11 protein-coding genes and 1 other RNA gene are annotated in these 13992 nt (G+C 44.1%); 5 read left to right on the top strand and 7 right to left on the bottom strand.

The annotated features are described in order from the left end of the window. Nucleotides 1-140: 140 nt before the first annotated feature. The 3 genes from rnpB to GB993_RS04270 form a co-directional block, all read right to left on the bottom strand. An RNA gene (rnpB, locus tag GB993_RS04260) (RNase P RNA component class B) lies at nt 141-517 on the bottom strand. A 25-nt stretch (nt 518-542) separates the two neighbouring features. Continuing rightward, complete coding sequence (gene gpsB, locus GB993_RS04265) at nt 543-947, bottom strand: cell division regulator GpsB (RefSeq protein ID WP_186337561.1); 405 nt, start codon at nt 945-947, stop codon at nt 543-545. 68 nt (nt 948-1015) lie between these two features. After that, complete coding sequence (locus tag GB993_RS04270; protein ID WP_161003230.1) at nt 1016-1576, bottom strand: SLOG family protein; 561 nt, start codon at nt 1574-1576, stop codon at nt 1016-1018. A 371-nt stretch (nt 1577-1947) separates the two neighbouring features. Here GB993_RS04270 and recU point away from each other — a divergent pair, with 371 nt between their 5' ends. Together recU and GB993_RS04280 are read left to right on the top strand one after the other, a co-directional pair. After that, nucleotides 1948-2562 carry a Holliday junction resolvase RecU gene (gene recU / locus GB993_RS04275; RefSeq protein WP_161001336.1) on the top strand — a complete coding sequence of 205 codons (615 nt, stop codon included), beginning with the start codon at nt 1948-1950 and terminating at the stop codon, nt 2560-2562. An 18-nt stretch (nt 2563-2580) separates the two neighbouring features. Then, nucleotides 2581-4878 (top strand): transglycosylase domain-containing protein, encoded by a 2298-nt coding sequence (locus tag GB993_RS04280; RefSeq protein ID WP_161003231.1) that lies wholly within the window; start codon nt 2581-2583, stop codon nt 4876-4878. 81 nt (nt 4879-4959) lie between these two features. On the opposite strand, the gene GB993_RS04285 is transcribed toward GB993_RS04280, so the two are convergent. The 4 genes from GB993_RS04285 to GB993_RS04300 form a co-directional block, all read right to left on the bottom strand. Next, nucleotides 4960-5694 (bottom strand): DnaD domain protein, encoded by a 735-nt coding sequence (locus GB993_RS04285; protein ID WP_161003232.1) that lies wholly within the window; start codon nt 5692-5694, stop codon nt 4960-4962. A gap of 166 nt (nt 5695-5860) precedes the next feature. Next, nucleotides 5861-7156, bottom strand: a complete 1296-nt coding sequence (asnS, locus tag GB993_RS04290) for an asparagine--tRNA ligase (protein WP_161003233.1) — start codon at nt 7154-7156, stop codon at nt 5861-5863. 24 nt (nt 7157-7180) lie between these two features. Further along, on the bottom strand, nt 7181-7681 hold the full coding sequence (locus GB993_RS04295; RefSeq protein ID WP_161003234.1) for a cell wall elongation regulator TseB-like domain-containing protein: 501 nt from the start codon (nt 7679-7681) through the stop codon (nt 7181-7183). Between the two features lie 88 nt (nt 7682-7769). Beyond that, complete coding sequence (locus GB993_RS04300) at nt 7770-10577, bottom strand: helicase C-terminal domain-containing protein (RefSeq protein ID WP_161003235.1); 2808 nt, start codon at nt 10575-10577, stop codon at nt 7770-7772. 200 nt (nt 10578-10777) lie between these two features. Here GB993_RS04300 and mvk point away from each other — a divergent pair, with 200 nt between their 5' ends. The 3 genes from mvk to GB993_RS04315 all read left to right on the top strand — a co-directional run bounded on the left by mvk (nt 10778) and on the right by GB993_RS04315 (nt 13903). Continuing rightward, nucleotides 10778-11716, top strand: a complete 939-nt coding sequence (gene mvk, locus GB993_RS04305; RefSeq protein WP_161003236.1) for a mevalonate kinase — start codon at nt 10778-10780, stop codon at nt 11714-11716. Nucleotides 11717-11765: 49 nt separating this feature from the next. Continuing rightward, on the top strand, nt 11766-12746 hold the full coding sequence (gene mvaD, locus GB993_RS04310; protein ID WP_161003237.1) for a diphosphomevalonate decarboxylase: 981 nt from the start codon (nt 11766-11768) through the stop codon (nt 12744-12746). A 77-nt stretch (nt 12747-12823) separates the two neighbouring features. Then, nucleotides 12824-13903: a phosphomevalonate kinase gene (locus tag GB993_RS04315; RefSeq protein WP_161001344.1), complete on the top strand. Its 1080-nt coding sequence runs from the start codon at nt 12824-12826 to the stop codon at nt 13901-13903. Nucleotides 13904-13992: the final 89 nt, after the last annotated feature.

Raw genomic sequence — 13992 nt, forward strand, 5'->3', positions numbered from 1 at the left:
CCCACCAATTCGATAACCATCTTACCATTTGCATTAGCAAGGTGCTACCTAATTAGGTAATCAGTACAAGGTCGTTGATTTTCTAATGCAGAGCACAAAAAAGTCCTTCTCACACGTGAGAAGGACTGCCTGTTGCAAATTTCTGTAAGCCATGTTTTGTACTTCGTAGACCTCAGGCGCAATCTACTCCGTGGTAATCATCTATCTCAAGGTCAAAGACCTTCCCCCACAATCAGTTCAGTTACCTATGTGAAGCTCCCCTACCGTAGTTTGGGTTTCCCGCTCGAGGGGTTTACCGCGTTCCACCCAGCATGTTTCCATACTGGTTTCGTCACTGTGGCACTTTTCAGGGATACTAGCGCATAGCCGAAGCCTTAGCAACGTTTTCCCGCCGTTACCTTCAAAAGAAGGCACCCCAGCTTATTTTTTCACTGAGCACGAACACTACAGGCATCACAGCCTGTGCGAGCATGGACTTTCCTGACACAACATAAGTTATGCCCAATTACCCGAAATTTGCAATATTTGGTTAACAAATAAAATTAGTCGTTCCAACCAGACTGGGAACCGGCACTAAAAGTGTCTTGACCCTTCTGATTGTTGGCACCATTATCCAGCTGAGAACCAAATACATGGCGTTCCAAATTGCTAAGCCGCTTTAAAATATCCATGTTAGTTACGCTATTATTAGCCTGGCTAGTGGACGTTTCAACGTTGCTTTGAACAGATTGACGAGCGTTAACTTGACGAGTTAAATCATCAACCTTCCCGGACAACTGTTCGTTTTCGGCGCGAAGTTGAGAAATTTCACGATTGAACGTTTCGTAATCTTTGATTACAAGGTCCAAGAAACTGTCAACGTCCGTTGGATCGTAGGCGGTTCCCATTCGTTTTTCCTTAAATTCTTTTTGCAGAATATCCTGCGTCGTAAAGTTGATCTCTTGCATGAACATTACACCTCATCATCTATCTGTCGAAACACGACTTTAAGTATTGTATCGCATGTTGACGAAAATTAAAACGACTGTCGATGATTTTCTTGATATTCATCGGCACTCTCTTGCAACCAGTCGAAATCTATGAGGGTCATTTCATAAGGATGCTGGTCGTTAAAAGCCTTGATGGCTAAGTAATCGTACGTAGGTTTGCCCTCGTGTTCTATATCATATACTAAAAGTGCCGCATCTGTATGCGAAAGCATAAAGGCTTGATAATTTTTTAATTGTTGCGGTGATTGATAAGATTGCTTTGACACTGAATCTGAAAAATCTACCCGTTCCCGTAGTGTTGCAAGCTGGGCCTGATTGTTTTCATTCCAATTCTGCCCGAATTCAGCAAATGGTAACATCATGGCCACTTTTAGTTGCGGGTAATCAGCCTTGAGGTCATTGGCAACCTCAATCGTCCATTGTTCAACACCCAGCTGACCACCTGTAATGATCCAGTCAACGCCATTCTCAATTTGGTTAGTCAACGTTTGCCGGAGCGCGTACTTTAGTACTGTGAGTTTAGGATCTTTACTGCCAAATACGCCGAGTTCATAACTACGATAACCAGTAACCCATAACCGACTCATATTAGTGAATATCCTTCCCGATTAGTTAAAATCAATAAATAAAACTCACATTAGTTATCCTTAGTTTTAAATATCATTTTGCCATAAACAAAGTCAGTGACGCAAATTCCTGTTTAAATCAGCCCAGTTTTGTCAAAAATTGCACTTTTTCATCACAAACACATTAAACATAAGTTACGGGTTTGTTAACATCATTACAGTCTCGGAGACTATTCGGCAAATCTGATATAATGGGCGCAATGTAAGAAAGTGTGGCGAAAATGCCTGCAAGTCTGGTAGCGTTAGGAAGTTTTAGATATTTAAAAACTAAAATTCAATCACTACCTGTGCTTTTGCGGGCTGTCGCACACAACTAAGGAGTGTGGTCTGTTGTGAACATCCGTTACCCAAACGGAGCCGCTTATCATGGACCAGCAAAACAGTCTGCCCCCCTGCATACCGGCACCAGAACGAATTACGGTGACCGTGGAATGTCTTTGGAGGCGGAACTAAACGAAAGTAATCAATACTACCTGACAAATGGCATTGCGGTGATTCATAAAAAACCGACACCAGTTCAGATCGTAAAAGTTGATTACCCCAGACGGTCCGCTGCAACGATTAAAGAAGCCTACTTTAGGCACCCATCAACAACCGATTATAATGGTGTGTACCAAGGCCACTACATCGATTTTGATGCGAAGGAAACGAAAAATAAAGTTTCTTTCCCGCTAAAAAATTTCCACGAGCACCAGGTGGAACACCTACGTGCCTGTGTTCAGGCCGGTGGGATCGGCTTTGCAATCATTCGATTCACCAATGAAGGGGATACGTTCTTGTTACCAGCCTCTGTCTTGTTCAAATTTTGGGACAATCAGGCAAACGGTGGCCGAAAATCGATCCCCCGTGCGGACATTGAAGCAAATGGATATTCAATTCCCTTTCAGCTTAATCCGCTAGTTCCATACCTAAGTGCAGTCGATTCATTGATTGCAAAAAAGAAGTAACTGTTTAAGGAGAGCAACATGTCTGACAATAATGATCAATCTCAGTCACGAATCGCCCGGTATCATGGCGACGATGGCAGTCTACAAACATCCGGTCCCAAACGAAGACGACCACTTTGGCGAACCATTTTATACTGGTTACTTGGTATTATCTTGCTGGGTCTCTTGGCAGGTGGCGGTTTGTTTGCTTACTACGCTTCCAGCGCACCCAAAATCACGACTGCACAATTAACCAGCCAAAACTCCACCGAAATTTTAGATGACAGCGGTAATGTGATTTCAAACTTAGGCGCACAAAACCGGACGTACGTGCACTCACAAGATATCCCCAAGACATTGAAGCAATCCGTTGTTTCAATTGAAGACCGTCGCTTCTATAAACACCACTTCGGAATTGATCCAATGCGAATCATTAGTGCAACATTGGCCAATATCCACGGTAGTTCATTGGGACTACAAGGTGGATCAACGTTGACACAACAGTTAGTTAAACTGTCTGTCTTTTCAACAGCTGCTTCTGATCGTACGTTAAAACGTAAATCACAAGAAGCAGCACTTGCCTATTACGTGGAAAAACATTACTCCAAAGATCAAATTTTGGAGTACTACATCAACAAGGTTTACATGGGTAATGGTGTTTATGGCATGGCCACTGCCGCCAAATACTATTACAACCAGCCATTAAAGAAGCTTAACTATACTGAATTAGCAGTTCTTGCAGGAATGCCACAGTCACCAACCTACTATGACCCAGTGGCCCATCCTAGTTACGCTAAGCAACGACGTGATACCGTGCTGCGGGCAATGTATGAAAACAAAGTTATCACTAAGCAACAACTAACCGATGGCCTGAGCACTCCGATTTCTTCGGGATTGTCCGTTAACCATACTGTTAATGGCACAGATTCAAATGATAAAATTTTCGATGCTTATCTTCAACAAGTTATCAAAGAAGTTGAAAAGAAGGGTTACAACCCTTATAAGGAAGGTATTAAGGTTTACACCAACCTTAATATGAACGCTCAGAAACGGTTATACGACATCGTTAACACTGATAAATATGTTGATTTTCCTAGTGACCTGCTTCAAGTTGGTGTCACGATGACAGATCCTCAAACCGGAGCTGTCACAGCCATGATTGGTAGCCGAAAACAAAACGTTGCCTTTGGGTTAAACCGAGCCACACAAACGGATCGGTCCTCCGGTTCAACCATCAAACCATTTATGGATTATGGTCCGGCCATCGAGTACAAACAATGGCCAACGTTTAAAACTGTTCAAGACACTAAGTACAATTATCCAGGCACTAACATTCAACTAAATGACTGGGATCAAAAGTATCAAGGCTCCTTAACAATGCGTAAGGCGTTGGTTGAATCACGTAATATTCCCGCTATTCGAACATTGGAAGCAGTCGGCTTGAACCGGGCAACTGAGTTTATGGCGCAAAACGGCATGAAGTTTAAGTCAGCCTTACAATATTCAAATGGGATCGGTGCCTATGTTTCCAGTGAACAAGAATCAGCAGCCTTTGGTGCCATTGCCAACGGCGGAACATACAGAGCCCCTCATTTAGTCAATAAAGTCATTACTGCTGACGGTGTTACTCACAAATTCAACGTGGCCTCTCACCGATCGATGACTTCCGCAACAGCTTACATGTTGACGGATATGCTTAAGGGCGTGCCAACGGCTACGTGGGCACCGGGCGCACAAATTCCTGGTTTATATCAGGCCGGTAAAACTGGTCAGTCAGGCTATCCAAGCAGTGTGTCGGGCATTCCAGACGGCGCTGTTATGGATGCTTGGTATTCTGGTTATACACAGCACAGCTCCATTTCCGTTTGGACGGGTTATGATCAGCCAAATGAACCAAATCATTACATGACAACAGCACAGTTATCAATCGCAGAGTCCATTTACAAGAACCTCCAAATGTACATGGCACAAACACAAGCCAATGATAATTGGGTTCGTCCAAGCAGTGTTCAAGTCGTTCGGCATAACGGCGTTGATGAACTTGCCGTAGTCGGATCAGACTGGAAACAATATCTGAACGAAAAGGATCAAAGTAGCTCCACTGGTTCTTCCTCCTCTATGGTTTCCTTCTCTTCTTTCTCACGAGACAACAATTCAAGTTCAAGCACGTCCGATAACGCCGCTTCCAGCCGCGAGTCTGAAAGCAACGCTACTCAGGGTGGCAATAATGACAATAGTTCTTCGAACGACACTAGCTCAAGTTCGTCGAGTAGCAATTCCGAGAGCAATAGCTCATCGAATAGTGAAAACAACAATAACCAAAGCAGCAGTCACTAATAATTTTTACAGCTACATTTAAAACGATTTTAAAAGGGCACCCCTCTTAGCCGAAACTAAGAAAGGTGCCCTTTTCATTTACTATGATTGTGCCGGTGGTTCAGAAACTTTAAATAAAGGAATGCTTGGCCCCTTTGGTGTCGACTGCGTCGGCGGCGTGGCCTGTTTTGTGCGCCTTTGTGACAATTCTTTTTCCACCTGTCCCGCAGAAGTTAGGTTTTTCTGGCGCCAACTGAGGAGGATTCGATCAATATAACGCAAGCTATAAGCTTGGTTTAGCACTGCTTCACGTAAGGCAATTAGAATTAATTCGGGTTTGAAATGATCCTCGTCAAACCAACGTGCGATTGTTTGAAGCTCTGTTGGGCTGAGTGGCCGACCAAACTCAACCTCAATTTTGTTAAACACATCTTCCCTTGCCGACTTTGAATCAGGTGCAGATATAGCAGCGGTGGTTGTATGCACACCACTGAGTGTATCCGGCAAAGCAGCCAGCTTTTGGTATAGCGGTGAAAAGTCGTAACGATCACGCAATTTTCCGGTCTCATCGGCTTTAGACTCAATCAACAACAAATCTTTCTTGAGTAAATTATCCAGCTGCGTATAAACATCAGCCGTAGTGGTACCCATTACGTTTGCAACGGCCTCTGCATCAGGAAAATCAATACCACGATCCAAAGAACGTTTATATTGTAAAAACACAATCAGCTCTTCGTTAGTCATATTTAATGCGCGATAACGGGTTAGAATTAAATTATTGATTGTCGTTTCACCAGCCTGCAATAAAGCTGACGCAAAATTTTCCAATTCGTGCACCTTCTTTTCTTCCTGTACTATACCAGTAATTGCACCTGAACACTATTCCAGATGGCTGGTGATTAAACACCCCGTATTTTAAAAATAATTAGTATCGCTCACCCCACGTAAAAGTGGTTTTCATGAGATTGTCTCATAAAAACCACTTTAGCAAATGCATTTAAAATTACGGGTAAATCCGGTTGATCATCCGTGGGAATGGAATCGTCTCACGTAAATGATCTTGAAGTGTAATCCATGTTAAAAACCGTTCGAGACCCAAACCGAAACCGGAGTGCGGAACACTACCGTATTTGCGTAAATCAAGGTACCAATCGTAGTCTTTAGGATCTTGACCAGATTCCACGATTCGGTCACGCAAGTAATCAAAGTCAGTATCACGTTCAGAACCACCGATGATCTCGCCGTAGCCTTCTGGTGCAAGCAAGTCGGCACAGATAACCACATCATCACGAGTTGGGTGTCGCTTCATGTAAAACGCTTTGATTGCCTTTGGATAATTCAAGACAAACACGGGTTGATCAAAGTGATTAGCGAGGAATGTTTCTTCAGGTGATCCAAAGTCAACGCCCCAATCAACATCGAAGTCGTTTTCTTGAAGCAGTTTAATCGCATCATCATAGGAAATCCGTGGATATGGTAACCGCGTGTACTTCTTCAACGTTTCCACATCACGCCCAATAACAGCTAATTCACTTTGACAGTTATCAATGACTGACTGAACTAAAAAGGCAATGTATTGTTCTTGAATGGCCAAACTATCTTCTTGGTGCATCCACGCCATTTCTGGTTCAATCATCCAAAATTCTGTCAAATGCCGACGGGTCTTTGATTTTTCCGCCCGAAAACTAGGTCCAAATGAGAATACCCGGCCAAACGCCATCGCCGCAGCTTCTTCGTACAGTTGACCAGTTTGTGACAGAAAGGCATCCTGACCAAAATAGTCTGTTTTAAATAATTCAGTCGTGCCTTCTGGTGCAGAACCAGTCAGCAATGGTGCATCGATCTTAATAAAGTCCCGGTCATTAAAGAATTCAAACGTTGCACGAATGACTTCATTACGGATTTTAAGTAAGGCATGTGGCTTGGAAGAGCGCAACCACAAGTGACGATGATCCAACAGAAAATCGATGCCGTGCTCTTTTGGCGTAATCGGATAGTCTTCACTTTCGCCAACGACTTCGAAATCCTCAATTTCCATTTCGTAGCCAAACTTAGAGCGACTGTCCTCATGAATCGTCCCAGTTACATATAAGCTCGTTTCTTGACGTAGTTCTTTAGCTTCGTCGAATTTTTCTTCGCTAACGTCATTTTTTCGTAAGACACCTTGAAAAAATGCTGTCCCGTCACGAAGCTGTAAGAACGCAATCTTCCCGCTAGAGCGTTTATTGCTAAGCCATACACCAATACGAACTTTTTCATCGACGTGTTCCGGTGCGTGAATGATGCTGATTGTTTCCACTGAAATTTCCCCTTTTGTTTTAAATTATAAATTCTGAATGGATTGAACCATGGTGCCATCCTTAAAACGAATTAAGTCGTAGCAAAGGTTGCCCTTCTGATTTAAGTAAGTAACCTCCCAAACGGGTTCTGACTTGCGAATACCTAAACCAATATTCAGCACCTTTTTTGGATTGTTCTTCTGCCAAACTTGACGGAGGATTGCTGTTTTTGAAGTACCATCGGATTGCTTCAAAATCTTCGTTTGTCCATTTTGCTTAGCCACCACAACGTAAACCGCTTGATTTTTCGCACTGCGACCACTAACCGAATAATAGGTGTGTTGTCGATTGTAAGTCAAAAAATCCCCAGTATCGCTGATACCCTTTTGACGTGCAATACTAACAGTCTGTCCCGCAGCAGTTTTAGCTGGTCTCAAAGCCTCATGAAAAATGATGCCAATGCTACCAGCAATAAAGGCCACGATTAGCACGGTCCATAGAATGATTTGTGACCACTGTCGCTGCTGATGCTGTTTTCGCTGCATGCTAACCTCCATTCGTTCTGTTAACACGAAAATGTCAATAACCTGATTAATTATAGCAAACATCGCCAATCAAACAACGGTCTACTAGTCATTTAAAGAAATTTTGTGTTTGTTTGATGATTTCTGCCGTTCCTTGGGGGATCACCGTCAGTGCATCTGGTAACGCCTTTTGCATGGTGCCACCATAACGCTTTGTTATCAATCGTGGATCTAGCACGACAATGACACCGCGGTCATTGTCTGTACGAATCAGCCGGCCAATGCCTTGACGTAAACGGAGGGTCGCTTTGGGCAGGGCAGAGGAATAAAACGGATTGTGCCCCTTGGCTTCCAACTGAGTATTGGTGGCGGCGACCAGTAAATCCGTCGGTGCGTCAAACGGTAACCGTGTAATGACAACTAATTCTAATGCATCCTTAGGCAAGTCAATGCCTTCCCAATAACTGGCAGCACCCAACAAAACGGCACTATTTTCAGCCGTAAATCGTTTCAAATTTTTCTCGCGACTACCGGTAACGCCTTGTGCATATACAGTATGGTTCTCCGGTAGCAAACCGTGTGTCAGCGCCTCATAAACAGCGCTAACCGCGGCTAAAGAATTAAACAGGACTAACGTTTGACGGCTGGTCGTTTGGACAAGCTTAGCAATCGTTGAAGCCCAATAATGAATTTGCTCATCCGGATGATTAAGATTGATCGCCGGTGCATCTGTCGCAACAAACAGTCGCGCTTGTGATGCATAGTCGAAACGTTCAGCAAGACGTTTGGTAGCCGTTTCTTGCCGATCTAAATCCAACTGATCAATTAGGTAATTCGCTCGGGAGGATGTGAATAACGTGGCCCCCGTGAATGTTGGCTGCTTGAAATGTGCATAAACGTTTTGACGGAGCCAACCGGTTGCAAGTAACAGGCCGCCACTGAGTTTCAAGCTTGACGAGTCCCCATATTGATTTTGACGTATCCAATAAACGTTAGCGGTTTCTTGATCATTTAACTGAGCCTTGAACGCATCAAGTTGTGATAACAAGTCTGTAATCCGCCCCACGGTGCCGGCAAATTCATGCATCAGCGCTGCATCCGAATTCAGCCACTTCTTTGATTGAACCGTAAACCGTTTTTGTAACTTAGTCAGCGACGTCGTTAACGCTATTTGACCGTTCATCAGTGTCGTAAAAGCACCTTTATCATCGTTCATTAGTTGCTTGAGTTGACGATTATCAATCAACTGTTCGACGATGCGTTGACCTCGAGCGCTAACTTGAGCACTCAGTAAAAATTGTCGATACATGGAATGACCAAATTGATCTAGATCGGCATCCAATTTAATCAGCGTATTGGACAAGGACCGCAATTGCGTTGCGGCAACGGCATCCTCACTAAACATCTCGGTTAGGTGATGGTCATGTTGATTAAAAATATTTGCCTGCGCGTGGTGTAACAGTGACACCAAATCGTGAAAACGAACTGTATTGCGATGTTGATTAACAGCGACATCCGGCAAATGCTGGGCCTCATCAACTAACAAATATGGCTTATTAAGCAACGTGTCCAGTTGATCGGCATGCTGCGTTAAATACGCGTGATTGACAATAATCAAGTTTGCCTGACGAATACGTTGGTCTAACCGTCGCAAATAATCATCCTCATAAAAAGGATCGCTTGGCTTAATGGTTTTTAGACCACGGTGACAAACTTCTTCAAATAGCTGTGCTCGATATGACGTTAAGTGCAGCTCATCTAAGTCGCCAGTTTCAGTTTGTAACAACCACACTAAAATACGTGCTTTAAGAAATTGACTCTGTTGAGAATGTTCCGGTAGCGTCAACGTATCTGCAAACCGATTAAGATCTAGATAGTGTTGATTGCCTTTAACAGCCACAACATTGAGATCAAACGGTAACATTTCTTGTAATTGTGGCAATGTCTCCTGCATAAACTGGCCCTGCAATAGCGTGGTTTGAGTTGAAATGACCGTCGATTGGCCCGTTTGTGATAAATAAGCAAATGGCACCGCATACCCCAACGTTTTACCAATCCCTGTCGGCGCCTCAATGATCAAATTTTTAGTGTTTTCATGACTGTAGTTATTGAAAATTTGATTCATCATTTTGGCTTGCGGATCTCGCCAACTAATTTTGGAACCCCATAATTTCTGCTTAGCCGCCTTTGACTTTGGGTAAGCTTGTGGCTGTCCCAAATCAACAGACTTAATTGGCGTGGCTTCGTGAAGTACCAACCGATCACGGACATATTCACCAGCCGGCAATTTGCCGGGATGATGACGTGCCTCTTCTAACGCAACGTTGAAGACTGCTGTCGTGTCCTGTGGTAATGACAGGTTCAAGTTAGTCAATTGCCTCAGTGTATTAATCGGAAGCTGATGAAGTTTATCCAATAATTTAATTAACAAAACAGCCGTTGCATCTGCATCTGAGTCGGCTGTGTGTGGCTGATCGTGCTCAATGTGAAAATGAGCGCTCAAATCCCGCAAACGGAAACTGGGCAGCGTTGGAAATAAAATTTGGGTCAGCGTCACCGTATCAATTGCCTCGATTTGAAGTGCCGGATACCCCACCCTGGCAAATTCGGCATTTAAAAAAGGAAAATCAAAGTTCACGTTGTGCGCAACAAAGACCGTGCCCTGAAGCATAGCATAAAACGACGCCGCAATATCATCAAAAAAGGGAGCGTTCGCAACGTCACGATTCGTAATGCTGGTTAAATGTGTAATGGCGCTTGGAATTGATTTTCCCGGATTAATTTTCGTACTATATTGATTGACGACCTTACCGTGTTTAACAAACGCGCAGCCAATCTGGATGACGCGATCGCCATCTTTTACGCTGGTGCCAGTCGTTTCAATATCAACGACGGCGTAAGTTGTGTCTTTATCCATTAAGTCTGAATACCTTTCTACGTAAATAATGACAACACCGATTGAACATCTTATGTTTAGCGTTTCCGATGTTGAAATTATGATCCTTGTTTCATTCTACTCTGTTTGTTGCAGTAGGCAAAGACCCGCTAAGCATGATAAAGCATTTGTGTCTGTGGTATGATGATGGTCGTAAAATATGCCGAAGGAGTGACGTCATCATGCGTGTTGCAACAGGTAGCGCTCATGCAAAGATTATTTTAATTGGTGAACATAGCGTTGTTCATAGCCAACCGGCGATAGCTGTCCCCTTGCTCAACGTTGCCGTAACCGCTACATTAAGTGAGACAACGCGCGGTCAACGTCTAGTAAGTAGCTACTTCACCGGGGCACTGGTCGACTTGCCTGGTGAATTTGAGGGATTACGCGTCTTACTGCAACGCTTGTTGCGTCGGTTTAATGCTTTATCTTTAAACTTTGATTTAAAAATTGATAGTGCCATTCCTGAAGAACGTGGTATGGGCTCTTCAGCGGCGGTTGCGACCGCCGTTACGCGCGCCGTTTATGCTTTTTTTGAAACCGCGCTGGATCCACAGCTATTATTAGACACGGTTAACATTGAGGAAGTTATCACGCACGGCTCACCATCTGGCATTGATGCAGAAACGGTTAGTTCTACACAACCAGTGTGGTTAGTCAAAGGTAATCCGCTCAAACATTTTCCGATTCACATGAACGCATTTTTAGTTGTTGGTGACACAGGTGTGACGGGTCAAACCAGCATGGCAGTTAATTCGGTCAGCGAACTGCTGAGAGATGATGAACAGCCTGGTGTCGGTCAACATTTGATCAATCATCTCGGCACCTTAACCGCTGCGGCCGCTAAGTATCTCCAACACGATCAAGTTCGTTTGTTAGGACAAACATTGACTGCTGCTCAGCAGGACTTAACCGATCTTGGCGTTAATCACCCTGTTTTACAACGTTTAATTAATGCCGCAAATGATGCAGGCGCATTGGGTGCCAAACTAACGGGTGGTGGCCTGGGGGGATGCATGTTTGCACTGACTCAAACCGCCGAGCAAGCCGCTAAAGTGGCCAATGCCTTGAAACAGCACGGAGCTGTGGCAACTTGGATCGAGCCATTGACACAACGATAGCCTGATCACGAAGATCAGAATAAAGCACGAAAGATAGGACATTAGCAATATGACAATTTCGCAGACGCCTGTAATTGCAAAGGCGCACACAAACATTGCGTTAGTTAAATACTGGGGTAAAGCAGATGAACACCTTATTTTACCCACCAATGATTCGATTTCCATGACGCTAGATCATTTTTACACCACAACCAGCGTTCAGTTTGACGCACAATTGGCGGCTGATGACATCATTTTAGACGGAATCAAGTTGCCGACAGATGGTCAACAACGAATTCGTCAATTCATGGATCTAGTGCGCCAACGTGCTAACACTAGCCTCTTTGCTCATATTGAAACGAGTAACCACGTACCAACCACAGCTGGCCTGGCTTCATCTGCATCCGGTTTTGCAGCATTGGCTGGGGCCGCTGCTAAAGCTGCCGGTCTCAATTTATCCCGACGTGAACTGTCTCAGCTTGCAAGACGAGGCTCCGGCTCTGCCACCCGTTCGATCTTTGGTGGTTTCGTTCAATGGCACGCTGGTCATGACGATGAAAGCTCTTTTGCTGAGCCGTTGGATGAAAAAGTTGACTGGCCAATTCGAATGGTTGCCATTGTGGTCTCACAAGATGAGAAAAAAATTGGCAGCCGTCACGGCATGAAACAGTCACAAACATCACCGTTCTTTAATGACTGGGTTCAGCAAGCAAATGCGGACATCGAGCCGATGAAGGCCGCATTACTTAAAAAAGATATAAACCGTGTTGGTTCAATCGCGGAACACAATGCAATGTGCATGCACGCAACGACTCTTAGTGCCACACCGCCTTTCACATACTTTAATGGCGATACCATTAAGGCAATGCAATTAATTAACGACTTGCGCTCAATAGGTCTGAACTGCTATTATACGATGGACGCAGGTCCGAACGTAAAAGTTATCTGCCTAGCAGATGAAGTTGACGCCATTTTGGACCATCTACGGCCAGCATTTGGTAACGACCAATTGGTTGTTGCAAAGCCAGGCCCAGGCTTGACCTATTTATAAAATTTTGAAATGAGCAATGTTTGCGCTATTCAACATGAATAACGCACACATTTTTTGTCTTGAAAGGACATGATTAATTGATTAGCGTGAAAGCGCCCGGCAAATTATATATTGCCGGCGAATATGCGGTTGTTGAAGCGGGGTTCCCTGCCATTATTGTGGCATTAAACCAGTTTGTAACTGTCACAATTGAGGAAAGTAAAAACTTCGGCACAATCGAGTCTGAACAATACAAAGAAACTTCAGTGAACTGGCGGCGGGCTGGCGATGAACTTGTGTTTGACAATCGGGATAATCCCTTTCATTACTTGCTCTCCGCTATTCGTCTGACTGAAAGTTACGCACGCGCATGCGGACGTGAACTGAAATTCTATCACCTGTCAGTAAATTCACAGTTGGATAGCAAGGATGGCAAAAAGTTTGGTTTAGGCTCTTCCGCTGCTGTTACGGTAGGCACAGTCAAAGCACTCTGCAAGTTTTATCAACTGCCGATCACTAAGGACACGCTATTTAAATTAGCAGCTATTGCCCATTTGGATGTTCAAGGTAACGGTTCCCTAGGTGATATCGCAGCATCTGTTTACGGTGGCTGGATTGCTTACCATTCATTCGACCATCAGTGGCTAACAGCCAAGCGTGATGATCTACCGCTAATTGATTTGCTAGCCCTTGACTGGCCTGGACTGTCTGTTGAACTTTTGACGCCGCCAGCAGATTTAAGGTTGCTAATTGGCTGGACTGGTTCTCCCGCATCAACATCTCACTTAGTTGATAAGGTCACGTGGGCTAAAAGTATGGATCAACTCGAATACCGAACATTCCTGCAATCAAGCCGTGATTGTTTAAACCGGATGATTCAAGGATTTCGAGATGGTGCAATCGATATCATCCAACGCGAACTTCGCTTGAATCGCAAACTGTTGCAGCATTTAAGTGCCTTCAGTCATGTTCCGATTGAAACAGTCGCTTTAAATAGCTTATGCGCGATTGCTGAAGATCACGGTGGCGCAGCTAAGACTTCTGGTGCTGGTGGTGGTGATTGCGGTATCGTTTTGATTGATCGACACGAGGCCGTTGATACACTGTTGCAGGATTGGGAAACTCAAGGCATCACTACCCTGCCATTGAGTGTTCATAATGTCATGGATTTAGTTTAACCACTCTAAAATAAAAGTGAGCGCCATATTCAAACTAAAAACCGTAGAACCCGATTATCGGTTCTACGGTTTTATTTCTCAAATCTTTG

Origin of the sequence: Furfurilactobacillus milii, assembly GCF_009864005.1 — a bacterium.
GTDB lineage: Bacteria > Bacillota > Bacilli > Lactobacillales > Lactobacillaceae > Furfurilactobacillus > Furfurilactobacillus rossiae_B.

What these genes read in the sequence shown, in the direction of transcription:
- gpsB (WP_186337561.1), bottom strand. Translation starts at nt 947, where the DNA reads ATGCAAGAGATCAACTTTACGACGCAGGATATTCTGCAAAAAGAATTT.
- GB993_RS04270 (WP_161003230.1), bottom strand. Translation starts at nt 1,576, where the DNA reads ATGAGTCGGTTATGGGTTACTGGTTATCGTAGTTATGAACTCGGCGTA.
- GB993_RS04280 (WP_161003231.1), top strand. Translation starts at nt 2,581, where the DNA reads ATGTCTGACAATAATGATCAATCTCAGTCACGAATCGCCCGGTATCAT.
- GB993_RS04295 (WP_161003234.1), bottom strand. Translation starts at nt 7,681, where the DNA reads ATGCAGCGAAAACAGCATCAGCAGCGACAGTGGTCACAAATCATTCTA.
- GB993_RS04300 (WP_161003235.1), bottom strand. Translation starts at nt 10,577, where the DNA reads ATGGATAAAGACACAACTTACGCCGTCGTTGATATTGAAACGACTGGC.
- mvk (WP_161003236.1), top strand. Translation starts at nt 10,778, where the DNA reads ATGCGTGTTGCAACAGGTAGCGCTCATGCAAAGATTATTTTAATTGGT.
- mvaD (WP_161003237.1), top strand. Translation starts at nt 11,766, where the DNA reads ATGACAATTTCGCAGACGCCTGTAATTGCAAAGGCGCACACAAACATT.